This is a genomic window from Streptomyces sp. SD15 (genome assembly GCF_054462255.1).
On the sequence record NZ_JBTLMO010000022.1, the window covers coordinates 14,747 to 37,029 of the forward strand.

Here is a 22,283-nt window from a genome sequence, read left to right on the forward strand (position 1 = left end):
AGTCTTGAGCCCATGCCTGAACGCCGTACCGTCGCACTCGTCACCCTTGGCTGCGCCCGTAACGAGGTGGACTCGGAGGAGCTCGCAGGCCGCTTGGAGGCGGACGGCTGGCAACTCGTGGAGGACGCCGAAGAAGCGGACGTCGCCGTCGTCAACACCTGCGGCTTCGTCGAAGCCGCAAAGAAGGACTCCGTCGACGCCCTCCTCGAAGCCAATGACCTCAAGGGTCATGGCAGAACCCAGGCCGTCGTGGCGGTGGGCTGCATGGCCGAGCGGTACGGCAAGGAGCTCGCCGAAGCCCTCCCCGAGGCCGACGGCGTGCTCGGCTTCGACGACTACGCGGACATCTCCGACCGCCTCCAGACCATCCTGAACGGCGGCATCCACGCCTCGCACACCCCGCGCGACCGGCGCAAGCTGCTGCCGATCAGCCCGGCCGAGCGGCAGAGCGCCGGCGAGGAGGTGGCCCTTCCCGGCCACGGCGCGCCCTCGGACCTCCCCGAGGGCGTGGCCCCGGTCTCCGGCCCCCGTGCGCCCCTGCGCCGCCGCCTCGACGGCTCCCCGGTCGCCTCGGTGAAGCTGGCCTCCGGCTGCGACCGGCGCTGCTCCTTCTGCGCCATCCCGTCCTTCCGCGGCTCCTTCATCTCGCGCCGCCCCAGCGACGTGCTGAACGAGGCTCGCTGGCTCGCCGAGCAGGGCGTCAAGGAGGTCATGCTGGTCTCCGAGAACAACACCTCGTACGGCAAGGACCTGGGCGACATCCGTCTGCTGGAGACGCTGCTGCCCGAGCTTGCCGAGATCGACGGCATCGAGCGTGTGCGGGTCAGCTACCTGCAGCCCGCCGAGATGCGGCCCGGGCTCATCGATGTCCTCACCTCGACGCCGAACGTCGCGCCCTACTTCGACCTGTCCTTCCAGCACTCCGCGCCCGACGTACTGCGCGCGATGCGGCGCTTCGGTGACACCGACCGCTTCCTGGAGCTGCTCGACACCATCCGGTCCAAGGCCCCGCAGGCCGGTGTGCGGTCCAACTTCATCGTGGGCTTCCCCGGCGAGACCGAGGCCGACCTCGCGGAGCTGGAGCGCTTCCTCACGGGCGCGCGCCTCGACGCGATCGGTGTCTTCGGGTACTCCGACGAGGAGGGCACGGAGGCGGCGACGTACGCCGACAAGCTGGACGAGGACGTCGTCGCCGAGCGCCTCGCGCGCGTGTCCCGGCTCGCTGAGGAGCTGGTCGCACAGCGCGCCGAGGAGCGTGTCGGGGAGACCCTGTACGTGCTCGTGGAGTCCCTGGACGAGGAAGACGGGGCCTACGGTCGCGCAGCGCACCAGGCGCCCGAGACGGACGGGCAGGTGCTGTTCACGAGCGGCGAAGGTCTGACCGTCGGCCGTATCGTCGAGGCCAAGGTGGTCGGCACGGAAGGTGTCGACCTGGTGGCCGAGCCGCTCCCGGGCTCGCTTCCGTGTACCGAGGAGGCGGCCAGATGACCGGAGTCCCGGCATCCGCGGCGGGCGGCTCCCCCAGCGCGAAGGGTGCGGCGGGTGCTCCCGGTGCCCCCGGGGGCAGCAAGTCGGCGCGGGGCGGGAAGCTGGGCGCTGCGGCCGTCAATCAGGCCAGCCTCTGGAACATCGCGAACATCCTGACCATGATCCGGCTCGTCCTGGTGCCGGGCTTCGTGGCGCTGATGCTGGCCGACGGCGGGTACGACCCCGCCATGCGCGCCTGGGCGTGGGCGGCCTTCGCCGTCGCCATGATCACCGACGTCTTCGACGGCCACCTGGCGCGCACGTACAACCTGGTCACCGACTTCGGGAAGATCGCCGACCCCATCGCCGACAAGGCGATCATGGGGGCGGCGCTGATCTGTCTGTCCGCGCTCGGTGATCTGCCGTGGTGGGTGACGGGAGTCATTCTCGGGCGCGAGCTCGGGATCACCCTCTTGCGTTTCGTGGTGATCCGCTACGGGGTCATTCCGGCCAGCCGCGGTGGCAAGCTGAAGACCCTGGCGCAGGGCGTGGCGGTCGGGATGTATGTCCTGGCGCTGACGGGGCCGCTGGCCACCCTGAGGTTCTGGGTGATGGCCGTGGCGGTCGTCCTGACCGTGGTGACCGGGCTCGACTATGTGAGACAGGCCATTGTGCTGCGCAGGAGCGGAATCGCCGAGCGGCGGGCGGCGGCCGAGGAGGCGGAACGGTGAGTTCCGTGGCCGCCGAAGTGCTGCGACTACTCACGGTGAGGGGCGAAACGCTCGCCGTCGCCGAGTCGCTGACCGGTGGCCTGGTGGCGGCGGAGATCACCGCGACCCCCGGGGCCTCGCAGGCCTTCCGGGGCTCCGTGACCGCGTACGCCACCGAACTCAAGCATGAGCTGCTGGGCGTCGACGCCGCTCTGCTGGCCGAGCGCGGTGCGGTCGATCCGCAGGTCGCGGCCCAGATGGCGGCCGGTGTGCGCAAGGCGCTCGGCGCGGACTGGGGGATCGCGACCACGGGTGTCGCGGGGCCCGAGCCTCAGGACGGACGGCCGGTGGGGACGGTTTTCGTCGCCGTCGACGGTCCTTCGGACGCGTTTTCCGAGAGCGCTGGTGGCGGGAAAGTGGCAGCGCTGCGGTTGAACGGCGGTCGGGCGGAAATCCGTATGGAGAGTGTACGGAGCGTACTCGCGCTGCTCCTGAAGGAGCTCGCGGGCGAACAGACCGGGAATGAGCGGGCACAGGATACGGAACAGAACGGGGGGACTTGATGTTTGCAGCCCTGAGTGAACACGACATCGCTCCCCGCACGGCCGCCGCGCAAGGCGGTACGGTGGGGCGTGAAGGATGCGGCTACGCGGTCCGAGGAGGGAGCCACCGATGATTCTGCTCCGTCGCCTGCTGGGTGACGTGCTGCGTCGGCAGCGCCAGCGCCAGGGCCGTACTCTGCGCGAAGTCTCCTCGTCCGCCCGAGTTTCACTCGGCTATCTCTCCGAGGTGGAGCGGGGGCAGAAGGAGGCATCCTCCGAGCTGCTCTCCGCGATCTGCGACGCGCTGGACGTACGGATGTCCGAGCTCATGCGGGAAGTGAGCGACGAGCTTGCTCTTGCCGAGCTGGCTCAGTCTGCAGCGGTTGCCCAGCCGGTGCCTGCACCGGTGCGCCGTCCGATGCTGAACTCCGTATCGGTCACCGGTGTGCCACCGGAACGGGTCACTATCAAGGCGCCTGCCGAGGCGGTCGACGTCGTCGCCGCCTGACGCTCAGGAGTTCGCGCTCATGAGCTGAACATGCTTGAGCGAAAGCCCCGGCCGGGGCTGCTTCAGGGAGACCTGGAGGAGGACCGGCCGGGGCTTTCGCTGTCCAGGGTGGGTTTCGTTTACCCGTTTACCTTCGAACACCTTCGAGTGACCTGAATTGTGCGTATATGCCATGGTTGGTGGGGTCGAAAGAATCGGAGGATCCCGATGTACGTCGTGAAGAGCCCGTTGGCCGACGCCGACCTGAAGATCGTGGCCGAGGCGCTGCAAGGCGCACTGGTCGACCTGGTGGACCTCGCCCTCGTGTCGAAGCAGATCCACTGGAACGTCGTCGGCCCGCGCTTTCGAACCGTCCATCTGCAGCTCGACGAGGTTGTGGACACCGCGCGGCTGCACTCCGACACGGTGGCGGAGCGCGCCTCGACGCTGGGGGTCTCGCCCGACGGACGGGCCGCGACCGTGGCCGCCAGCAGCGGCATCGGCGCGACACCCGGGGGCTGGGTCAAGGACACCGACGCCGTGGGGGCACTCGTGAACGCGCTGGGTGCGGTGATCACCCGGATGCGGGAGCGGGTGGAGGCGACCGCCGAACCGGACCCGGTGAGCCAGGACATCTTCATCCAGATCACGGCCGACCTCGAGAAACACCACTGGATGTTCCAGGCGGAGAACGGGTGACGCCTGCGGGCCGCGGGCGGCTGTCTTCGGCGACCGCTGGGCGCTTCTTGGTGCCCACCGAGCGCCGCGGCCGGCTCCGCATGTGCCTGGGGTGCGCCGTTGTGCCGTTGGTGCGCCCTGCCGGTGGGTGAGGGCGCAGGTCTAGCTTCGGGCTGGAGGTGGACACCATGGCGGGGCGAATAGTGCGCTGGGGGGTGGCGCTGGGGCTCGGTGCGCTGTGGTGGTGGGGGGTGCTCCGGCTCGTGCTGGTGCCCGATGCCGGGGTGTTGGAGGGGGCGGTCGCGGCCGGAGGGTGGGGGCTGAGTCTGCTGCCGGTGCACTGTATGCCGAAGGCGCAGGCGGTGGGGGCCGCCGGGTCGGCTCAGTGGCTGGAGGGGTGGCGGCGGCGTGGGGCGCGCGGGGGGCGGGCCCCGGGCGCGCGGTAGGGGGCCGAGGCGTTCGGGTGGGGTGGGTGCGGCGGCGCTGGGGAGGGCGGGGGAGCCGGTTACCAAGGCATCGCGACGCCGCCGTTCGGGCGGAGGATCTGGCCCGTCGTGAACGCCGAGGCGTCGCCGGCCAGGTGCAGCACGGCGTGGGCGACGTCCTCGGGTTCGCCGACCCGGCCCAGTGGCGACAGTCGGGCCATGGCCGCCTCGGTGCGCGCCTGTGCCTCACCGTGGCGGTCGGTCATCGGCGTACGCGTCCAGCCGGGCGCGACAGCGTTGACACGGATGCCGTACGGGCCGATCTCGGTCGCCAGGGTCTTCGTCAACTGGACGACGGCTGCCTTCGTCACGCCGTAACAGAGCAGCCCGCGCCCCCCGGTGTCTATCGCGCCCGACGCCATGGTGACGATGCTGCCGCGGATGTTCTTCTCGATCATGAGGCGGGCGGCCTCCTGGCAGGCGTAGAGCACACCTTTGAAGTTGACGTTCAGTACTCGGTCGAGGTCCTCGTCCCGGGTCTCCAGCACCTCGCTGCTGTGCATGATCCCGGCCACCGCCGCCATCACGTCGAGGCGCTCACAGGACATGACGGCCCGCTTGAGCTGGGCGCGGTCGGTGACGTCGAGAGTGTGCGTGTGGGCCGTGCCGCCCTGGTCCTTGATGAGGGTCGCCGTCTCGTGCAGGCCCTGGGGATCCCGGTCCGCACAGTGGACGGCGGCTCCGGCCTCGGCGAGCAGGACGGCGGACGCGCGGCCGATGCCGCCGGCGGCGCCGGTGATGAATGCGGTGCGTCCGGTGAGGTCGTACGCCTTGACGGGCATGAGGGGACGGTACGAGGGTTTCTGACGGACCGTCAATTGGTTGGGCGTCGGGGGCTTGCGTGGCGATTGGCGCCCGCCGGCGGGGTGGGGCCCACCTGGCACCTCGGGCACCAGTACGTGGGGCGCGCGCGGGAGCCGTCGCCCTGGTCGGCCGAGCGGATCGGGGTGCCGCAGCGCAGGCAGGGGCGGGGTGTGCGGCCGTACACGAAGAGGTTCTGGTCGCGGCGGGCCGTGGTGCTGCGGACCGGGCGGTCACGGTTGGCCTCGAGCAGTTTCTTCGCGAGGACGGGCAGCTGGGCGGCGCGGTCGGCGGGAAGTTCGCCGATGGGCAGCCAGGGGGTGACCCGGAGGAGGAAGCAGAGCTCGCTTTTGTAGACATTGCCGATGCCCGCGAGGTTGCGCTGGTCGAGCAGGGCCTCGCCGAGGGGGCGGTCGGGGTCCTTGAGCAGGTTCTCCAGGGCCTGATCGGGGTCCCAGTCCGGGCCGAGGAGGTCGGGGCCGAGGTGGCCGACGGCGCGGTCCTCGTCCGTGGTGCGGAGCAGTTCCAGTACGGGGAGGCGGTACCCGACGGCTGTACGGTCCGCGGTGCCGAGGACGGCCCGGATCTGGTGGGCGGGGCCGCCGCTCCAACGCCCACCGGTCGCGTACACCTTCCAGACGCCGTCCATGCGTAGATGCGAGTGCAGCGTCAGGCCACCCTCGATGCGGGTCAGGAGGTGCTTGCCGCGCGGGATGACGTCCAGGACCGTGCGTCCGGTGAGGTCCGCGGTGGCGTACTTGGGCACCCTGAGGTCGGAGCGGATCAGCACCTTGCCCGCGAGTGCGATGTGCAGGCGCCTCGCGGTCTGCCAGACGGTGTCTCCTTCGGGCATGGGGTCCAGGGTGGCATGGATCGAGGGCGGGGCGCTTACGCGCGCAGGCGCAGTCCGCGGGGGGTCGCGATGAAGCCCGCCTCCTCCAGGAGGGTGCCGATGGGGGAGGTCAGGGCGGAGGCGCCGTTGACGCGCTCCACGGTGACCGTGCCGAGGGAGCCCGCGCGGGCGGCCGCGGAGAGGGCTTCGGCGGCGGCACGCAGACGTGCGTCCTCCGTGACCGCGCCGTCCGGGTCGGAGGGCCAGGCCAGCAGGGTCTTGCCGCCACGCTCCATGTACAGCGTCAGCTCGCCGTCGACGAGCACCACCAGGGAGCCCGCCTTGCGGCCCGGCTTGTGACCGGCGCCGGTGGGGGGCTCGGGCCAGGGGAGGGCCGCGCCGTACGCGTTCGCGGGGTCAGCGGCGGCCAGGACTACGGCATGGGGAGTACCGCGGGAGTAGGAGCGGGAGCGGTTGGGGGAGAGGGCAGGGCCGCTAGCCGGGTAGGCCGGGTCTGCGGAGAAGGCGGAGTCGGCTGAGAAGGCGGAGTCGGTCGTGAAGCCGTGGTCGTCGTCGGCGAAGCCGGAGTCCTCCGGAAAGTCGAAGGAATCCGGCCGGGTGTGGTCGTCGGGGAAGGCGGGGTTGTTCGGACGTCCGCGGCTGCCGGGGAAGCCGGGGAAGCCGGGGAAGCCGGAGGCGAGCGTGCGGTTGGTGTCGCTCGGGGAGGCGTGCGGGCCCGGGAATCCGTTCGATCCTGGGAATCCGTTCGGGCTCGGGAGACTGCTCGGGAGGTCCGGGTCGGTCAGGGACTCGCCGCGGTCCCGCGCGTTCGCCGCCGCGCGCAGGCGGTCCACGGCGCCGTCCATCGCGAACTGGGCGGCCCCGAGCCCTTCCACCACGTAGCCGCGGCGTGCCTGGCCGCTGTCCTCGAAGGCGGACAGGATGCGGTACACCGCGGAGAAGCCGCCCTCGACTCCTTCCGCGGCGACGGCGCCGCGCGTCACCACGCCGTGCCGGTCGAGCAGTGTGCGGGCGAGGGCGTGGGCGCGCACGGTGGAGTCGGGTTCACGGGCGGGGAGCAGTGACCAGCGGCCGGCCACGGTCGGCGGGCCGGTACGTGACTGGGGGCGGGCGGCGCCGGTCAGGGAGCCGTAGCGCCCGCGGGGGACCGTGCGCTTGGCGCGATGGGCTGTGGACCCGGCGGTGCGGCCCGAGCCCAAGAGGGAGCGCATCGGAGCGAGCGTGTCGTTCGTGAGCCGTCCGGACCAGGCCAGGTCCCAGATCGCGTCGGCGAGTTGGGGATCGGTGACGTCGGGGTGCGTGGTGGCGCGGACCTGGTCGGCGATCTGGCGGAAGAACAGTCCGTAGCCGCCGGAGAGGGCGTCCAGGACCGACTGGTGCAGCGCGGTCGGCTCCAAGGGGTGCGGGGGCGGCAGGAGCAGGGGGGCCGCATCCGCCAGGTACAGCGAGACCCAGCCGTCCTTGCCCGGCAGCGCACCGGCCCCGGCCCAGACCACCTCTCCGGAGGCGGTGAGCTCGTCGAGCATCGCGGGGGCGTAGCCGGAGACCCGGGAGGGCAGGACCAGCTTCTCCAGAGCGGAGGCGGGCACCGAAGCGCCCTGCAACTGCTCGATGGCGCGCACCAGCCCGTCGACGCCGCGCAGCCCGTGGCCGCTGCCGACGTGCTGCCACTGCGGCAGGAACTGGGCGAGCGCGGCGGGCGGCACCGGCTCCAGCTCGTGGCGCAGGGCCGCGAGCGAACGGCGCCGCAGCCTGCGCAGTACGGTCGCGTCGCACCACTCCTGACCGATGCCCGCCGGATGGAACTCCCCTTGGACGATGCGGCCCCCCGCGGCAAGGCGCTGCAGAGCGCCGTCCGTGACGGCCGTGCCGAGACCGAAGCGGGCGGCGGCCGTGGTGGAGGTGAACGGGCCGTGAGTGCGCGCGTACCGCGCGAGGAGGTCGCCGAGCGGGTCCTTGACCGGCTCGGTGAAGGCCTCCGGGACACCGACGGGCAGGGCCGTGCCGAGCGCGTCGCGCAGGCGGCCGGCGTCCTCGATCGCCGCCCAGTGGTCGGCGCCGCCGATCCGGACGCGGATCGCGCGGCGGGCCGAGGCCAGCTCCTGGGCCCACTGCGGTTCGGCGCCGCGCTCGGCCAGTTCGGTGTCCGTGAGCGGGCCCAGCAGGCGCAGCAGGTCCGCGATGCCTTCGGTGTCCTTGACGCGCCGGTCCTCGGTGAGCCATTGGAGCTCCCGCTCCAGCTCGGTCAGGACATCGGCGTCGAGCAGCTCGCGCAACTCGGCCTGGCCGAGGAGCTCGGCCAGCAGCCGCGAGTCCAGCGACAGGGCGGCGGCGCGCCGCTCGGCGAGCGGTGAGTCGCCCTCGTACAGGAACTGGGCGACGTATCCGAAGAGGAGGGAGCGGGCGAAGGGGGAGGCCTCTGGCGTGGTGACTTCGACCAGCCGCACCTTGCGCGACTCGATGTCACCCATCAGCTCGGTCAGCCCGGGGACATCGAAGACGTCCTGGAGGCACTCGCGGACCGCCTCCAGGACGATCGGGAACGAGCCGAACTCACTGGCCACCTGAAGCAGTTGGGCGGCACGCTGGCGCTGCTGCCACAGCGGGGTGCGCTTTCCGGGGCTGCGGCGCGGCAGCAGCAGCGCGCGAGCCGCGCACTCGCGGAAGCGGGACGCGAAGAGCGCCGAGCCGCCGACCTGGTCGGTGACGATCTGGTCGACCTCGCCCTTGTCGAAGGCGACCTCCGCCGCGCCGACGGGGGCCTGCTCGATGTCGTACTCTCCGCCCCTCTTCGTGGGCTCCTGGTCGAGCAGGTCCAGGCCCATCAGGTCGGCGTCGGGCAGGCGCAGCACGATGCCGTCGTCGGCGTGCATGACCTGGGCGTCCATGCCGTACCGCTCGGAGAGCCGGGCGCCCAGCGCGAGGGCCCAAGGGGCGTGGACCTGGGCGCCGAAGGGGGAGTGCACGACCACTCGCCAGTCGCCCAGCTCGTCGCGGAACCGCTCGACGACGATCGTGCGGTCGTCCGGGATGTGTCCGCATGCCTCGCGCTGTTCGGCGAGGTAGGAGAGCACGTTGTCCGCGGCCCAGGTGTCCAGTCCGGCGGCGAGCAGCCTGAGCCGGGCGTCGTCCTTGGGGAGCGATCCGACCTCGCGGAGGAACGCGCCGACCGCGCGGCCCAGTTCGAGCGGGCGGCCGAGCTGGTCGCCCTTCCAGAAGGGGAGCCTGCCGGGAACTCCAGGGGCGGGCGAGACCAGAACACGGTCGCGGGTGATGTCCTCGATGCGCCAGGAACTTGTGCCGAGGGTGAAGACATCGCCGATGCGGGACTCGTAGACCATCTCCTCGTCGAGTTCGCCGACCCGGCCGCCGCCCTTCTTGGGGTCGGCGCCCGCGAGGAAGACTCCGAAGAGCCCGCGGTCGGGGATGGTGCCCCCGGAGGTGACGGCGAGCCGCTGTGCGCCGGGGCGCCCGGTGACCGTACCGGCGACGCGGTCCCAGACCACGCGGGGCCTGAGCTCAGCGAAGGCGTCGGACGGATAACGGCCCGCGAGCATGTCGAGCACGGCAGTGAACGCCGACTCGGGGAGCGAGGCGAAGGGAGCCGCCCGGCGGACCGTGGCGAGCAGGTCGTCGACCTGCCAGGTGTCGAGCGCGGTCATGGCGACGAGTTGCTGGGCCAGTACGTCCAAGGGGTTGGCGGGGACTCTGAGGGACTCGATGGAGCCGGTGCGCATCCGCTCGGTGACCACCGCCGCCTGGACGAGGTCGCCGCGGTACTTGGGGAAGACAACGCCTGTGGAGACGGCGCCCACCTGGTGGCCCGCGCGGCCCACGCGCTGCAGGCCGGAGGCCACGGACGGCGGGGACTCGACCTGGACGACCAGGTCCACCGCGCCCATGTCGATGCCGAGTTCGAGGCTGGAGGTGGCGACCACGGCGGGGAGACGGCCGGCCTTCAGGTCCTCCTCGACGAGCGCTCGCTGCTCCTTGGAGACCGAGCCGTGGTGGGCGCGGGCGATGACGGCAGGTGCGCCCTGGGCGGCGCCCGAGCCGCCCATCAGCTGGGCCGGGGCATGGGCCTCCTCCAGGGGCTCGCCGGTCGCCCTCTCGTACGCGATCTCGTTGAGCCGGTTGCACAGGCGCTCGGCCAGGCGGCGGGAGTTGGCGAAAACGATCGTCGAGCGGTGGGACTGGACGAGGTCGGTGATCCGCTCCTCGACGTGCGGCCAGATGGAGGGCTTCTCGGCGCCCTCATTGCCATTGGCGACCGGCGAGCCACCCAACTCGCCCAGGTCCTCCACCGGGACGACCACCGACAGGTCGAACTCCTTGCCGGACGGCGGCTGGACGATCTCCACCTTGCGCCGGGGCGAGAGATAGCGTGCGACCTCGTCCACCGGACGCACCGTCGCCGACAGGCCGATGCGGCGTGCAGGCTTGGGCAGCAGTTCGTCGAGGCGCTCCAGGGTGAGCGCGAGATGGGCGCCGCGCTTGGTGCCCGCGACCGCGTGCACCTCGTCCAGGATCACCGTCTCGATGCCTGTCAGCGCGTCGCGCGTCGCCGAGGTCAGCATCAGGAACAGCGACTCGGGCGTCGTGATCAGGATGTCCGGCGGGCGCGTGGCCAGCGCTCGACGCTCGGCCGGCGGGGTGTCGCCGGAGCGGATGCCCACCTTCACCTCCGGCTCGGGCAGCCCGAGGCGCACCGACTCCTGTCGGATGCCGGTCAGCGGGCTGCGCAGATTGCGCTCCACGTCGACCGCGAGGGCCTTGAGCGGTGAGACGTACAGCACCCGGCAGCGCTTCCTGGGGTCGGCCGGTGGTGGGGTCGAGGCCAGCTGGTCGAGCGCGGCCAGGAACGCGGCGAGGGTTTTGCCGGAGCCGGTCGGGGCGACCACCAGCACGTCCGAGCCCTCGCCGATGGCCCGCCACGCTCCGGCCTGGGCCGCGGTGGGCGCGGAGAAGGCCCCCGTGAACCAGCCGCGGGTCGCGGGGGAGAAGCCGTCGAGGGCTCGGTGTGCGGAGCTGACCATGCGTCCATCCTGCACCCGGCCACTGACAATTGCGCTGACCTGCGGAAATGTGGCCGCAGGACTTCTCGCCGCAGTGTGGGGACGACGTCGCCGACGGCGTGGGCCGTCCTCGTACCTGGCGCAGAATGGGGGCATGGCAGGTTCGGCGGAGCGGGCGCGGCACTGGCAGTACGCGGAACTGCCCGGTGTCGATCTGCTGCGTGCCCGCTTCGTCGAGAAGATCTTCGTGCGGCACACGCATGAGAACTTCGTCATCGCCGCCATCTCCGACGGGGTGGAGGTCTTCCACCACGGCGGCGGTGACCAGTACGCCGGCCCGGGCGCCCTCGCGCTGGTCAATCCCGACACCCCGCACACGGGCCGGGCGGCCGTCCCCGAAGGCTGGCGGTACGGGGCGGTGTACCCCTCGCCGGAGCTGGTGGCCGAGATCGCCGCCGAGACCACCACGATCCGTGGCACCCCCGGATTCAGCAGCCCGGTGCTCGACGACCCGCACGCCGCGGGGCTGGTCCACGAAGTGCTCCGCGCCGCAGAGGAGGGCAACGCGCTCGCCGCCGACACGCTGCTGCGGGTCGCCGTGACCCGGCTGCTGCGACTGAACGGAGGACCGCTGCCGCAGCGGGCCGTGCACACCGCGGGCGCCCGGATCGCCGTACGCGCGCGTGCCGTGCTGGAGGAGCGGATGGCTGAGCCCCCGACCCTGGAACGGCTCGCGGCCGACTTCGGCACCAGTCCGTTCGCGCTGCTGCGCGCCTTCCGGGACACCTACGGCATGCCGCCGCACACCTGGCTGACGGACGCCCGTGTACGGCGGGCTCGCCACCTCCTGGACGCCGGTTGTGCGCCCGCCGAGGCGGCCGTCGCCGTCGGCTTCACCGACCAGCCGCATCTCAACCGTCACTTCACCCGGATCGTGGGCGTGCCCCCGGGCGCCTACCAGCGCGAGCGCAAGAACGTACAAGACGCCGACGGGCGGCCGCACCTACCGTCCAGGGCGTGGCAGAACAGACAGCACTCGCAGACATACGCAGTGAAGACGCCGGAAAACCCGACGCCGCCGTCGTCCGGGACGCCCTGGGAGTCGGGATCGCCGTCGGACTGTCCGGCTTCGCCTTCGGGGTGACCTCGGCCGGCAGCGGGCTCACGGTGCTGCAGACCTGCGCGCTCAGCCTCCTGGTGTTCACCGGGGCCTCGCAGTTCGCGCTCGTGGGCGCGCTCGCGGCCGGGGGCAACCCGCTCACAGCGGCGGCGGGCGCCTTCTTCCTCGGTGTACGCAACGCCTTCTACGGCCTGCGTCTGTCGCAACTGCTGGCCCTCCCGCGCGCGGTGCGCCCGTTCGCCGCGCAGTGGGTCATCGACGAGACCACGGCCGTGGCGCTCGCCCAGCCCACCCGCCGCAGCGTCCGCATCGGCTTCACCGTCACCGGACTCACCCTCTACGTGCTGTGGAACCTCACCACGCTGCTCGGCGCCGTCGGGGCCGAGGCCATCGGCGACACCGACGCCTGGGGGCTGGACGCAGCCGGGCCCGCGGTGTTCCTGGCGTTGCTCGCGCCGATGCTGAAGACCACCACGGAGCGTGCGGTGGCCGGTGTCGCGGTCCTTCTGGGGCTCGGTCTGCTGCCCGTGCTGCCCGCCGGAGTCCCCGTGCTGGTGGCCGCGCTGTCCGCTCCAGCCGCCCTCTACCTGGAGGGGCGCCGTAGTCCCAGGACCTCCGGCGATCTGAAGACCGCCGATGAGCTGAAGACCGCCAACGACGCACCCAAGGAAGACCGTTGAACATCTGGATCGCGATCGGCGCGACCGCCGTCGGCTGTTATGCCGTGAAGCTCATCGGGCTGGTGGTTCCCGTCGGCGTCCTGGAGCGGCCGTTCGTCAAGCGCCTCGCCGCCCTGCTCCCCGTTGCCCTTCTGGCCGCCCTCACGGCCCAGCAGACCTTCGCCGACGGGCGCGTTCTGGTCGTCGACGCGAAGGTCGCGGGACTCGCCGCGGCCGCCGTCGCACTGATCCTTCGCGCCCCCTTCCTGCTCGTGGTCGGCGCGGCCGTGGTCGTGACGGCGGGCGTACGGGCGATGACGGGCTGACGCCCGGGGCACGTCGGTCGGCGGTCCGCGCACGCGCCCCTGGGGTCAGTCGATGGGCCGCCCGTACGCCCGTAGTGTGCGCAGCGCCTCGATCGTCACCATGGGGCGGCATTCAAGGGCGGTGCCCGGTGCCCATGGACGCCAGCGGATCGGCCAGCCGCCGTCCTCCTGCTGCTCGCCCGCCAGGAAGTCGAGCGAGCGCGCCATTTCCTCGTCGGTGAACCACGCGCGTGCGAGTGAGCCCGGGGCCTTCGCGTAGTCGTAGGGAAAATGGCGCTCGCCCGGCGCGTAACCGGGCGCTACCGGGAACGCTTCGAGGTGCTCCGGATCCAGGGCCGCGAGGCGGTGTTCGCGCACCAGACGGCCCAGCCGGTCGGCGGCGGCCTGCGCGCGCGGGCGGTCGGGAGCGGAGTCCAGGAAGGCCACGGCCGACTCGATCTCGTACGGATGGGACTTCTCCAGGGACTCGACCGCCTGCCAGCAGAAGTCGGTGGCCCGGAACAACCAGGCGTGCCACACCTCGTTGCGGTGCAGCAGACCCAACACGGGTCCAGTGGCGAGGAGTTCGCTCGGCGGGTCGTCGACGACAGGCATGAAGGGAGCGTGTGGATAGCCGCGCTGGCTGGGATGGATCGCCGGCAGCGCGCCGTCCGGCGCTGACACGGAGGTCAGATAGCGGCATACGCGCTCCACGCGCTGTCCGCCGCAGCGGCCGATCGAGTCGAGGACGCGCAGCGCGTGCCCGGTGTGCAGTGGCTGGCTGACCGGGCCGCGCAGATCGGGCTCGAGCGCGTGACCGTACCCCCCGTCGTCGTTGCGGTAGGCGGCCAGCGCGGTCTCCACCGCTTCGGCGTCGCCGTCCAGAAAGTGATACGCGAAGCGGCGCTGTTCCAGCACCCGCGCGGTGAGCCAGATGAAGTGCTCGGCGCGTGCGAGCGGGGTGTGCGCCGGGGGCGTCGGGGGGAGTGGGGATGCTCCTGATTCGGCCATGTGTCAGACCGTAGGACGGAAAGCGGTCTCGACGAGCGGTCCCGGTCGGGGCCCACTCTCAGGAGCGGGATACTGGGGTCATGCGGTTGACGGTCTTCTGGCAGCGGATGGCGGATCACTTCGGTGCGGGGTACGCCGACACCTTCGCGCGCGATCACGTGATGACGGAACTCGGCGGGCGGACCGTGAACGAGGCGCTGAATGCCGGCTGGGAGGCCAAGGACGTGTGGCGCGTGGTGTGCACGACCATGAACGTTCCGTACGAAAACCGCTGACAGGCCAAGAAGATCCGGCCCCGGGCACCGATTGTCCGTGGCGTGGGCGAGACTTGCACCGTGGCCCCGACAGACGAGACCGCGCAGGTCGACCAGCAGGCATCACCGTCCGGCACGACGTTGCCCACCCCGCCTCCGGGCGGGGACGCCGCCGCGCAGGGCGGGCGCATGCCGCGCTGGCTGCCGCGCGCCATGGTGCTCGCGCTCACGCTCATCGCCGTGTTCCAGCTGGGCAGTTGGGCATTCCACCAGCTGATCGGGCTGTTGATCAACATTCTGATCGCGTTCTTCCTGGCGCTCGCCATCGAGCCCGCGGTGAGCTGGATGGCCTCGCGCGGCATGCGCCGGGGGCTGGCCACCTTCCTCATGTTCTTCGGCGTGCTGATCGTGAGCGCCGGATTCATCACGCTGCTCGGCTCGATGCTCGCGGGCCAGCTCGTCAAGATGGTCGAGGGCTTTCCCGAGTACCTCGACTCGGTCATCAACTGGATCAACACGACCTTCCACACTGACGTGAGACGGGTGGACGTCCAGGACAGCCTGGTCCACTCCGACTGGCTGCGGAAGTACGTGCAGAACAGCGCCACCGGCGTCCTGGACGTGTCCGCGCAGGTACTGGGCGGTCTCTTCAAGCTGCTGACGATCACGCTGTTCTCGTTCTACTTCGCCGCCGACGGGCCCCGACTGCGGCGCGCCCTGTGCTCCGTGCTGCCGCCCGCCCGGCAGGCCGAGGTGCTGCGCGCGTGGGAGATCGCCGTCGACAAGACCGGCGGCTATCTCTACTCGCGCGGCCTGATGGCGCTGATCTCCGGCATAGCGCACTACATCCTGCTGGAGTTGCTCGGCGTGCCCTACGCGCCCGTGCTCGCCGTCTGGGTGGGCCTGGTCTCGCAGTTCATCCCCACCATCGGCACGTATCTCGCGGGCGCCCTGCCGATGCTGATCGCCTTCACGGTCGACCCCTGGTACGCACTGTGGGTGCTGATCTTCGTCGTGATATATCAGCAGTTCGAGAACTATGTGCTGCAGCCGAAGCTGACCGCCAAGACCGTGGACATCCATCCCGCCGTCGCTTTCGGTTCGGTCGTCGCGGGCACCGCACTCCTCGGCGCCGTCGGTGCCCTGATCGCCATCCCCGCGGTCGCCACGCTGCAGGCCTTCCTGGGGGCGTATGTGAAGCGGTACGACGTCACGGACGATCCCCGGGTGCACGGACACCGGACCAGGGTCTCGCGCTCCCTCTTCGTGCGGCTGCGAGGGCTGTTCAGCAGATGAGGATCACCATGTGAGCGCCCGCCCACATCCCGGCGGCCAGAACCGACGCCGTGTAGTAGCCGACTGTGTACATGACGTGTTGTCGCGTTCGGCCGCTCCGTGGCGTACGCGACAGCAGCCAGGCCGGCGCGGGCAGGACCAGCACGGCGTGCAGGCTCACGAGCTTCCTTTGGCATCTGCAGCGATGTGCCATCCGCCGTGTCGTGTGTCCGGCGCCGGGCGAGGACGTCGGGACCCCACTGTCTTGCGGACGTCCGGATGAGGCATCGCGGGTGTGCCGCACCCCTGGCGGACTATGTGACGCACCTCTCGTGGGCGGGTGTGCCGTATCCCTGTTCTGGCGGGATGCGGGCCTGGGGTCAGGCCGTTGTCGGACCGCGAACGTAGTCTCGTAGGTGCCGCGTGGTGCGCTTGACACCAAAATCGAACATCCATTCTTATGGAATCTCCGGCGGGAGCTCTCGACGGGATTTCGGCGGGGTTTTCATGGAGATGTGCCCGAGTTATCCACAGGCCGGACGGGCGTCGGGGCGCATTGTCAGTGGCAGGCGTTAGCGTCTTTGACGTGAAGCGATCGACTCAAGCAAACCGGGTGGAACCCATGGCAGGTACTGACCGCGAGAAGGCGCTCGACGCCGCGCTCGCGCAGATTGAACGGCAATTCGGCAAGGGCGCGGTGATGCGCCTGGGCGAGCGGCCGAATGAGCCCATCGAGGTCATCCCCACCGGGTCGACTGCCCTCGACGTCGCCCTCGGTGTCGGCGGCCTTCCGCGCGGCCGAGTGGTGGAGGTGTACGGCCCGGAGTCCTCCGGTAAGACGACGCTGACGCTGCACGCGGTGGCGAATGCGCAGAAGGCCGGCGGCCAGGTGGCCTTCGTGGACGCCGAGCACGCCCTCGACCCCGAGTACGCGAAGAAGCTCGGCGTCGATATCGACAACCTGATCCTGTCCCAGCCGGACAACGGCGAGCAGGCGCTGGAAATCGTGGACATGCTCGTCCGATCCGGCGCGCTCGACCTGATCGTCATCGACTCCGTCGCCGCCCTGGTGCCGCGCGCGGAGATCGAGGGCGAGATGGGCGACTCGCACGTGGGTCTGCAGGCCCGTCTGATGAGCCAGGCCCTGCGGAAGATCACCAGCGCGCTCAACCAGTCGAAGACCACCGCGATCTTCATCAACCAGCTCCGCGAGAAGATCGGCGTGATGTTCGGCTCCCCGGAGACCACGACGGGTGGCCGGGCGCTGAAGTTCTACGCCTCGGTGCGGCTCGACATCCGGCGCATCGAGACGCTGAAGGACGGCACCGACGCGGTCGGTAACCGCACCCGCGTCAAGGTCGTCAAGAACAAGGTCGCGCCCCCCTTCAAGCAGGCCGAGTTCGACATCCTCTACGGCCAGGGCATCAGCCGCGAGGGCGGCCTGATCGACATGGGCGTGGAGAACGGCTTCGTCCGCAAGGCCGGTGCCTGGTACACGTACGAGGGCGACCAGCTCGGCCAGGGCAAGGAGAACGCGCGCAACTTCCTGAAGGACAACCCCGACCTCGCCAACGAGATCGAGAAGAAGATCAAGGAGAAGCTGGGCGTCGGTGTGAAGCCGCAGGAGCCCACCGCCGAGCCGGGCGCGGACGCGGCGGTCTCGACCGCCCCGGACGATGCCGCGAAGACGGTGCCCGCTCCCGCGGTCAAGGCCACCAAGTCCAAGGCCGCGGCGGCCAAGAGCTAGCCCATGACGCGACGAACCGACTGGGCCGAGTACGCCTACCCCGTCGCCTTGGAGGGGCAGGGGCACGGGGAGGACGGCGGCTCGGCCAGAGACGGTGGAGGATCGCACGACGGAGACGAGACGCCCAGAGACGAGACGTACGGGGATCGGGCGTACGGAGATCGGGCGTACGGAGGTCGGACGTATAGAGGTCGGGCCGGCGGGATGTACGGAGCCGAGGGGTTTTACGGCGGAGATCCGGACGGCCATGGTTCGGACGGAGACGGTTCGGAGGGCGATCGTTCGCCGAGCGGCGACTCACTCGGTCGTGTCGGCCCGCCCGACGGCAGTGACGGTCTGACGCGCGACGGTGACGGCCTGGCAGGCGGTCACAGTTCGCCGAGTCGTGATTCGCGCCGTGGCGGTGGCGGTCGGAGCGGCGACGGAGGGCCGCGTGGACGAGGGCGTCGGAGGCGTGGCGGTTTCGGTGAGCCGTCCGGTGCCCCACAGGACGGAGGCGCTCCTTTCTCGTCGAGGGCCGGGGAGGGGGAGCCCCCGGCGGACCCGGCTGAGCGGGCGCGGGCGATCTGTCTGCGCCTGCTCACCGGGACCCCGCGCACGCGGAAGCAGCTCGCGGACGCACTGCGCAAGCGCGAGATCCCCGACGATGTGGCGGACGAGGTGCTGTCACGGTTCGAGGAGGTCGGCCTGATCAACGACGGCGCTTTCGCCGACGCCTGGGTGGAGTCCCGGCACCACGGCCGGGGTCTGGCCCGGCGGACGCTCGCGCAAGAACTGCGGACCAAGGGCGTCGACTCGACGCTGATCGACGAGGCCGTCGGACAGCTCGACTCTGAGCAGGAGGAGGCGACAGCGCGCGAGCTCGTGGCGCGCAAGCTGCGCGCCACGCGTGGCCTCGACCGTGACAAGCGGCTGCGGCGCCTCGCGGGCATGCTTGCCCGCAAGGGCTACTCCCAGGGCATGGCCTTGCGAGTGGTCCGCCAAGCCCTGGAGGAAGAGGGCGAGGACACGGAGGGGCTCGGGGACGAGGGTTTCTGACCTTGCGGGGTTCCCCGCCGGGGGTTTCTGGCCCGGTCCCATGGGTCCTCAGCAGAGGGTTTCTGGCCCCGCAGGTTCTCGATAGAGGGTTTCGACCCCGAGGTTCCCGATAGAGGTTTTCTGACGCCGCGCCTTCCCGATAGAGGGTTTCTGGCTCCGAGGGTTCACGGCAGGGGGTGCCCCGGCGGGCGTTGCGGCGTCGGTTTCCCGGGGATGCCTCAGGGCCGACGGCTGCGTCCGGGGGGCGTGGGACGGGCCGATCTCGGCGTCCTGAACAGGGGGCCGAGTGGAGGCGTCGACCGCACTCAGTGCGCGCACGCATGCTCGAGCTCAGGAGCGACGCATGTCCGGGCCCGCGCGCCATGTGTGTTCCGGGCTCAGGGGCGAGTGTCCGAGCCCGGCGGGACTGTCCAACTCCCCGTTGCCGAGGTGGGGTTAACCCCCGGCTGAAGACGCCGGACCGCCGCAATGCACAAGTACCTGTGCACAGACGACTGTGTACGCATGGCACAGGAACCCGGCGCGACAGACCCCCCGGTGAGGCGAACCGCGGAGACGACTTCGCACACCCCCACCGAGCTCTCCGACCTCGCCACGCTCAAGGCCCTCGCGCAGCCCCGTCGGCAGCGCGTGCTTCAGCACCTCACCGTGCACGGCCCCGCCACCTCGGCGACGCTGGCCCGAGCGCTCGGGCTCAACACCGGAGCCACCAGTTACCACCTGCGCGAGCTCGCGCGGTACGGCCTCGTGGAAGAACTGGCGGAGCAGGCCAAGGGAAGCGGCCACGGCCGGGAGCGCTGGTGGCGGGCCGTCCCCGGCGACCGGCGCTTCCCGCCGCGCAGCCGCCAGAGCCCCGAGATGCGGCTCGTCATGGACGAGCTGAACCACCACGCGTACGCCGCCGACCTCGAACTCTTCGAGCAGATGCAGCTGCAGAAGCAGCTTCAGGGGGACGCGGACGGTGACCCTTGGGCCGACGCCTTCCCTTACTCGCGCGGAAGCATCCGGCTGACCCTCCCCGAACTCCGCGCGTTCTTCGAGGAGTACATCGCACTGCTCAACCGCTTCAAGCGTCCCGAGGCCGACACCCCGCCCAGCGCCCGCACCGTGCTCACCCGGTTCCTTGCCTTCCCGGCCCCTGACGCCATGCCCGGAAGCAACCCGGCGCCGGACGACACCGACGAACCGCGCGGCGACACCGACGAATTGCCCCGCGACGCCGAGGGGCTGCCCCATGGCGGACCTTCTCACAACGCAACGGAGAGCGGCCCCTCATGATGCTGCGTTACGCCCTGCAGACCGTCCGAGCCCGCAAGGGCGGCTTCCTGGGCGCCTTCCTCGCCCTGATGTGCGCGGCCGCTCTGATCACCGCCTGCGGCACCCTCCTCGAAACGGGCCTGCGTGGCACGATCGCCACCGAGCGGTATGCCGCGACCCCCGTGGTGGTCTCCGCCGACCAGAACGTTCACCAGACCACCGTCAAGCACAAGAAGGGCAAGACCAAGATCAAACACAAGGCCAAGCCGATCGCCGAACGGGCCTGGCTCCCTGACGACCTCGCCGCCAAGCTCCGCCGGGCGCCCGGAGTACGTGAAGTCATCCCCGAACTCACCTTCCTGGCCGAGCCGTTGACACCCGGAGGAACCGTCGACAAGGACCGGCCCGGCTACGGCCATGCCTGGGACTCCGCCGTGCTGACCCCGTACACCCTCACCACAGGCGTCGCGCCCAAGGCCGACGGCGATCTCGTCGTCGACCGTTACCTCGCCGAACGCGCCCACCTGAAGACGGGCGACCGCCTCACCGTTCAGTCGACGCAGAGCCCGCGCACCTACCGCGTGACCGGAATCGCCGCGCCCGCCCAGGACATACGCCACCAGACCTCCCTCTTCTTCTCCACCCAGGAGGCCCGCCGCCTCGCCGCCCACCCCGGACAGGTAACCGCCTTCGGGGTGCTGCCCGCCGAGGGGACGGACACGGCCGGGCTCAAGCAGGCCGTCGCCAAGGCACTGCACGGGACGACCGCGCAGGTCAGCGCCGGTGACGGCCGAGGACCGGTGGAGTTCCTGGACGCGGCCACCGCGCGTACGAAGCTGGTCAGCATGGGCGGCGCGATGGGCGGCACGTCATTGCTCGTGGCCGTCCTCGTGGTCGTCGGCACCTTCGCGCTGTCCGTGCAGCAGCGCCATCGTGAACTCGCCCTGCTGCGCGCCATCGCCGCGACATCGGGCCAGATCCGCAAACTCCTCGGCCGTGAGGCGCTGATCGTCGGTGCGGCCGCCGGCATGACAGGGGCGCTCGCAGGGCTGCCGTTGGGCAGTTGGCTGCACAGCCGGTTCGTGGCCATGGGCGCCGTCCCGGCCACGCTTCAGCACACCGTCAGCGTCTTCCCGCTGTTCGCGGCGGTCGCCGCGACGCTCCTCGGAGCCTGGGCCGCCGCGCGTATCTCGTCCCGCCGGATCGCCCGGATCCGCCCGGCCGAGGCGCTCACCGAAGCCAGGGCCGAACGCACCCGTCCGGCCTGGGGACGGATCCTCGCGGGTCTCGTCCTGCTCGCCGGTGGCGCCGTCCTCGTCGCCGTGCTCAGCGTCCTGCGCACCGAGCCCGCCTCAACCCCGGTGACCTTCCTGGCCGTCGTGGTCCTCGCCGCCGCCGTCGCGCTGCTCGGCCCGCTGCTGGTCGGGGCGGCCGCAGCCGTCCTCGGGGGTCCGCTGCGGCTGATCGGTCCCGGAGGTCGGCTGGCGCGCGCCAACCTGCGCGGGCATGCCGTCCGGATGGCTTCCGTCGTCACACCTCTCACCCTTCTCATCGGTATGACCTGCACGGTTCTCTTCGTCCAGCCGACCCTGGGCAACGCGGCCCGGGCCCAGGCCCGCGAAGGCGTCCGCGCCGACTGGGTGCTGGCCGCCCAGGGCCCCGGCGTACCGGCCGAGGCCACACGGCAGCTGCGTACGCACCACGACACCGCCACCGAAGTGGTCCGTACGACCGTCCGCGTGGGCCTCGACAAGTACGTGGCCCAGGGCGTCACGCCCAAGGGCCTCACCCGCACCTGGGACCCGGACGTCACGGCCGGCTCCCTGGAGAGGCTCGCCGAAGACACCGTCGCCCTCAGTGAACTAGCCGCCGACCAACTCCACCTGAAGCCCGGCGGCACCCTGAAGCTCACGCTCGGCGACGGCACGCCCGCCACACTCACCGTCGTCGCCGTCTATGCCAAGGGCCTCGGCTTCGGTGATCTCACCTTCGCCCACGACCTGGTCGCACGCCATGTGGACAACCCACTCGCCACCACCGTCCTTGTCAGTACCACCCGTACACAGAAAGAACTCGCGACTACCCTCCGTGAGTTCCCGGGCGTCCACGTCCTCGCGCCGGCGACGGCCGACTCGATCCAGGCGGAACGGCAGCAGGCGAACGCCGAGGTCAACTACCTCGCCATGGGGCTGGTCCTGGCCTTCACCGCCATCGCCGTCGTCAACACGCTGGCCATGTCGGTCTCGGAGCGGGTCCGCGAGTTCGCGCTGCTCCGCCTCGCCGGGGCGACCCGTCGACAGGTGCTCGGAATGCTGCGCACGGAGGCGCTCTCGGTCCTCCTGCTCGCGACCGCGCTCGGCAGCGGAATCGCGCTCGCCGTGCTGACCGCCTTCAGCGTCGGCATGACGGGCAGCGCGGCTCCGTCGGTCACACCCCTGGTGTACGTCACCGTGGTCGCGACGGCCGGCCTGCTCGCCCTCGTTGCCACCGCACTGCCGGGCAGGGTGGCCTTGAGGGTGCGCCCCGTCACGGCGGCCACGGCCAAGGAGTGAGGGCCAGTACGTAAGCGGTAAGGGCCG

General features: G+C 71.1%; 20 protein-coding genes. 15 read left to right on the top strand and 5 right to left on the bottom strand.

Going from position 1 to position 22,283, the window contains the following annotated elements:
* The first annotated feature begins 12 nt into the window (after nt 1–12).
* The 6 genes from rimO to ACX28W_RS22320 all read left to right on the top strand — a co-directional run bounded on the left by rimO (nt 13) and on the right by ACX28W_RS22320 (nt 4,330).
* Nucleotides 13–1,488: a 30S ribosomal protein S12 methylthiotransferase RimO gene (rimO, locus tag ACX28W_RS22295; RefSeq protein ID WP_459000823.1), complete on the top strand. Its 1,476-nt coding sequence runs from the start codon at nt 13–15 to the stop codon at nt 1,486–1,488.
* Nucleotides 1,485–2,198 (top strand): CDP-diacylglycerol--glycerol-3-phosphate 3-phosphatidyltransferase, encoded by a 714-nt coding sequence (gene pgsA / locus ACX28W_RS22300; RefSeq protein ID WP_459000825.1) that lies wholly within the window; start codon nt 1,485–1,487, stop codon nt 2,196–2,198. The genes rimO and pgsA overlap by 4 nt, the downstream gene beginning before the upstream one ends.
* Nucleotides 2,195–2,740, top strand: a complete 546-nt coding sequence (locus tag ACX28W_RS22305; RefSeq protein WP_459000826.1) for a CinA family protein — start codon at nt 2,195–2,197, stop codon at nt 2,738–2,740. The genes pgsA and ACX28W_RS22305 overlap by 4 nt, the downstream gene beginning before the upstream one ends.
* 109 nt (nt 2,741–2,849) lie before the next feature.
* A complete protein-coding gene (locus tag ACX28W_RS22310) occupies nt 2,850–3,227 on the top strand; it encodes a helix-turn-helix domain-containing protein (protein ID WP_459000828.1) in 378 nt (125 codons plus the stop codon).
* A 207-nt stretch (nt 3,228–3,434) separates the two neighbouring features.
* On the top strand, nt 3,435–3,905 hold the full coding sequence (locus ACX28W_RS22315; RefSeq protein ID WP_459000830.1) for a Dps family protein: 471 nt from the start codon (nt 3,435–3,437) through the stop codon (nt 3,903–3,905).
* Nucleotides 3,906–4,072: 167 nt separating this feature from the next.
* Nucleotides 4,073–4,330 carry a hypothetical protein gene (locus tag ACX28W_RS22320; protein WP_459000832.1) on the top strand — a complete coding sequence of 86 codons (258 nt, stop codon included), beginning with the start codon at nt 4,073–4,075 and terminating at the stop codon, nt 4,328–4,330.
* 59 nt (nt 4,331–4,389) lie between these two features.
* On the opposite strand, the gene ACX28W_RS22325 is transcribed toward ACX28W_RS22320, so the two are convergent.
* Genes ACX28W_RS22325 through ACX28W_RS22335 form a run of 3 tightly spaced genes read right to left on the bottom strand, consistent with a single transcriptional unit; the run spans nt 4,390 to nt 11,059 of the window.
* Nucleotides 4,390–5,151, bottom strand: a complete 762-nt coding sequence (locus ACX28W_RS22325; RefSeq protein WP_459000834.1) for an SDR family NAD(P)-dependent oxidoreductase — start codon at nt 5,149–5,151, stop codon at nt 4,390–4,392.
* A 32-nt stretch (nt 5,152–5,183) separates the two neighbouring features.
* Nucleotides 5,184–6,023, bottom strand: a complete 840-nt coding sequence (locus tag ACX28W_RS22330) for an Fpg/Nei family DNA glycosylase (protein WP_459000836.1) — start codon at nt 6,021–6,023, stop codon at nt 5,184–5,186.
* Between the two features lie 35 nt (nt 6,024–6,058).
* Nucleotides 6,059–11,059: an ATP-dependent helicase gene (locus ACX28W_RS22335; RefSeq protein ID WP_459000838.1), complete on the bottom strand. Its 5,001-nt coding sequence runs from the start codon at nt 11,057–11,059 to the stop codon at nt 6,059–6,061.
* Between the two features lie 133 nt (nt 11,060–11,192).
* Here ACX28W_RS22335 and ACX28W_RS22340 point away from each other — a divergent pair, with 133 nt between their 5' ends.
* The 3 genes from ACX28W_RS22340 to ACX28W_RS22350 are packed head-to-tail and all read left to right on the top strand — an operon-like array spanning nt 11,193 to nt 13,143.
* The gene (locus ACX28W_RS22340; protein WP_459000840.1) at nt 11,193–12,182 is read left to right on the top strand and encodes an AraC family transcriptional regulator; all 990 of its coding nucleotides are present in this window, start codon (nt 11,193–11,195) and stop codon (nt 12,180–12,182) included.
* Complete coding sequence (locus ACX28W_RS22345) at nt 12,083–12,838, top strand: AzlC family ABC transporter permease (protein ID WP_459000998.1); 756 nt, start codon at nt 12,083–12,085, stop codon at nt 12,836–12,838. The genes ACX28W_RS22340 and ACX28W_RS22345 overlap by 100 nt, the downstream gene beginning before the upstream one ends.
* A complete protein-coding gene (locus tag ACX28W_RS22350) occupies nt 12,835–13,143 on the top strand; it encodes an AzlD domain-containing protein (RefSeq protein WP_459000842.1) in 309 nt (102 codons plus the stop codon). The genes ACX28W_RS22345 and ACX28W_RS22350 overlap by 4 nt, the downstream gene beginning before the upstream one ends.
* A 45-nt stretch (nt 13,144–13,188) precedes the next feature.
* Here the strand turns inward: ACX28W_RS22350 and ACX28W_RS22355 are convergent, their stop codons facing one another.
* Nucleotides 13,189–14,133 carry a hypothetical protein gene (locus ACX28W_RS22355; RefSeq protein ID WP_459000843.1) on the bottom strand — a complete coding sequence of 315 codons (945 nt, stop codon included), beginning with the start codon at nt 14,131–14,133 and terminating at the stop codon, nt 13,189–13,191.
* Between the two features lie 80 nt (nt 14,134–14,213).
* On the opposite strand from ACX28W_RS22355, the gene ACX28W_RS22360 reads away from it, so the two are divergent.
* Together ACX28W_RS22360 and ACX28W_RS22365 are read left to right on the top strand one after the other, a co-directional pair.
* Nucleotides 14,214–14,408, top strand: a complete 195-nt coding sequence (locus ACX28W_RS22360; RefSeq protein ID WP_459000844.1) for a DUF3046 domain-containing protein — start codon at nt 14,214–14,216, stop codon at nt 14,406–14,408.
* Nucleotides 14,409–14,468: 60 nt separating this feature from the next.
* The gene (locus ACX28W_RS22365; protein ID WP_459000846.1) at nt 14,469–15,683 is read left to right on the top strand and encodes an AI-2E family transporter; all 1,215 of its coding nucleotides are present in this window, start codon (nt 14,469–14,471) and stop codon (nt 15,681–15,683) included.
* Here ACX28W_RS22365 and ACX28W_RS22370 read toward each other — a convergent pair.
* Nucleotides 15,673–15,843, bottom strand: a complete 171-nt coding sequence (locus tag ACX28W_RS22370) for a hypothetical protein (protein ID WP_459000848.1) — start codon at nt 15,841–15,843, stop codon at nt 15,673–15,675. The two genes, ACX28W_RS22365 and ACX28W_RS22370, sit on opposite strands and share 11 nt — an antisense overlap.
* Before the next feature lie 441 nt (nt 15,844–16,284).
* Here ACX28W_RS22370 and recA point away from each other — a divergent pair, with 441 nt between their 5' ends.
* The 4 genes from recA to ACX28W_RS22390 all read left to right on the top strand — a co-directional run bounded on the left by recA (nt 16,285) and on the right by ACX28W_RS22390 (nt 22,256).
* Nucleotides 16,285–17,409, top strand: coding sequence for a recombinase RecA (gene recA / locus ACX28W_RS22375; protein ID WP_459000850.1), 1,125 nt, complete (start codon nt 16,285–16,287; stop codon nt 17,407–17,409).
* A gap of 3 nt (nt 17,410–17,412) precedes the next feature.
* Nucleotides 17,413–18,447 carry a recombination regulator RecX gene (recX, locus tag ACX28W_RS22380; RefSeq protein ID WP_459000852.1) on the top strand — a complete coding sequence of 345 codons (1,035 nt, stop codon included), beginning with the start codon at nt 17,413–17,415 and terminating at the stop codon, nt 18,445–18,447.
* Nucleotides 18,448–18,984: 537 nt separating this feature from the next.
* On the top strand, nt 18,985–19,725 hold the full coding sequence (locus ACX28W_RS22385; RefSeq protein ID WP_459000853.1) for an ArsR/SmtB family transcription factor: 741 nt from the start codon (nt 18,985–18,987) through the stop codon (nt 19,723–19,725).
* Nucleotides 19,722–22,256, top strand: coding sequence for an FtsX-like permease family protein (locus tag ACX28W_RS22390; protein ID WP_459000855.1), 2,535 nt, complete (start codon nt 19,722–19,724; stop codon nt 22,254–22,256). Before ACX28W_RS22385 ends, ACX28W_RS22390 begins: the two co-directional genes overlap by 4 nt.
* Nucleotides 22,257–22,283 lie beyond the last annotated feature (27 nt).

Bases quoted from the DNA above. Each gene is read 5' to 3' on its own strand.
- rimO (WP_459000823.1), top strand. From the start codon at position 13: ATGCCTGAACGCCGTACCGTCGCACTCGTCACCCTTGGCTGCGCCCGT.
- pgsA (WP_459000825.1), top strand. From the start codon at position 1,485: ATGACCGGAGTCCCGGCATCCGCGGCGGGCGGCTCCCCCAGCGCGAAG.
- ACX28W_RS22310 (WP_459000828.1), top strand. From the start codon at position 2,850: ATGATTCTGCTCCGTCGCCTGCTGGGTGACGTGCTGCGTCGGCAGCGC.
- ACX28W_RS22315 (WP_459000830.1), top strand. From the start codon at position 3,435: ATGTACGTCGTGAAGAGCCCGTTGGCCGACGCCGACCTGAAGATCGTG.
- ACX28W_RS22320 (WP_459000832.1), top strand. From the start codon at position 4,073: ATGGCGGGGCGAATAGTGCGCTGGGGGGTGGCGCTGGGGCTCGGTGCG.
- ACX28W_RS22325 (WP_459000834.1), bottom strand. From the start codon at position 5,151: ATGCCCGTCAAGGCGTACGACCTCACCGGACGCACCGCATTCATCACC.
- ACX28W_RS22330 (WP_459000836.1), bottom strand. From the start codon at position 6,023: ATGCCCGAAGGAGACACCGTCTGGCAGACCGCGAGGCGCCTGCACATC.
- ACX28W_RS22335 (WP_459000838.1), bottom strand. From the start codon at position 11,059: ATGGTCAGCTCCGCACACCGAGCCCTCGACGGCTTCTCCCCCGCGACC.
- ACX28W_RS22340 (WP_459000840.1), top strand. From the start codon at position 11,193: ATGGCAGGTTCGGCGGAGCGGGCGCGGCACTGGCAGTACGCGGAACTG.
- ACX28W_RS22355 (WP_459000843.1), bottom strand. From the start codon at position 14,133: ATGGCCGAATCAGGAGCATCCCCACTCCCCCCGACGCCCCCGGCGCAC.
- ACX28W_RS22360 (WP_459000844.1), top strand. From the start codon at position 14,214: ATGCGGTTGACGGTCTTCTGGCAGCGGATGGCGGATCACTTCGGTGCG.
- recA (WP_459000850.1), top strand. From the start codon at position 16,285: ATGGCAGGTACTGACCGCGAGAAGGCGCTCGACGCCGCGCTCGCGCAG.
- recX (WP_459000852.1), top strand. From the start codon at position 17,413: ATGACGCGACGAACCGACTGGGCCGAGTACGCCTACCCCGTCGCCTTG.
- ACX28W_RS22390 (WP_459000855.1), top strand. From the start codon at position 19,722: ATGATGCTGCGTTACGCCCTGCAGACCGTCCGAGCCCGCAAGGGCGGC.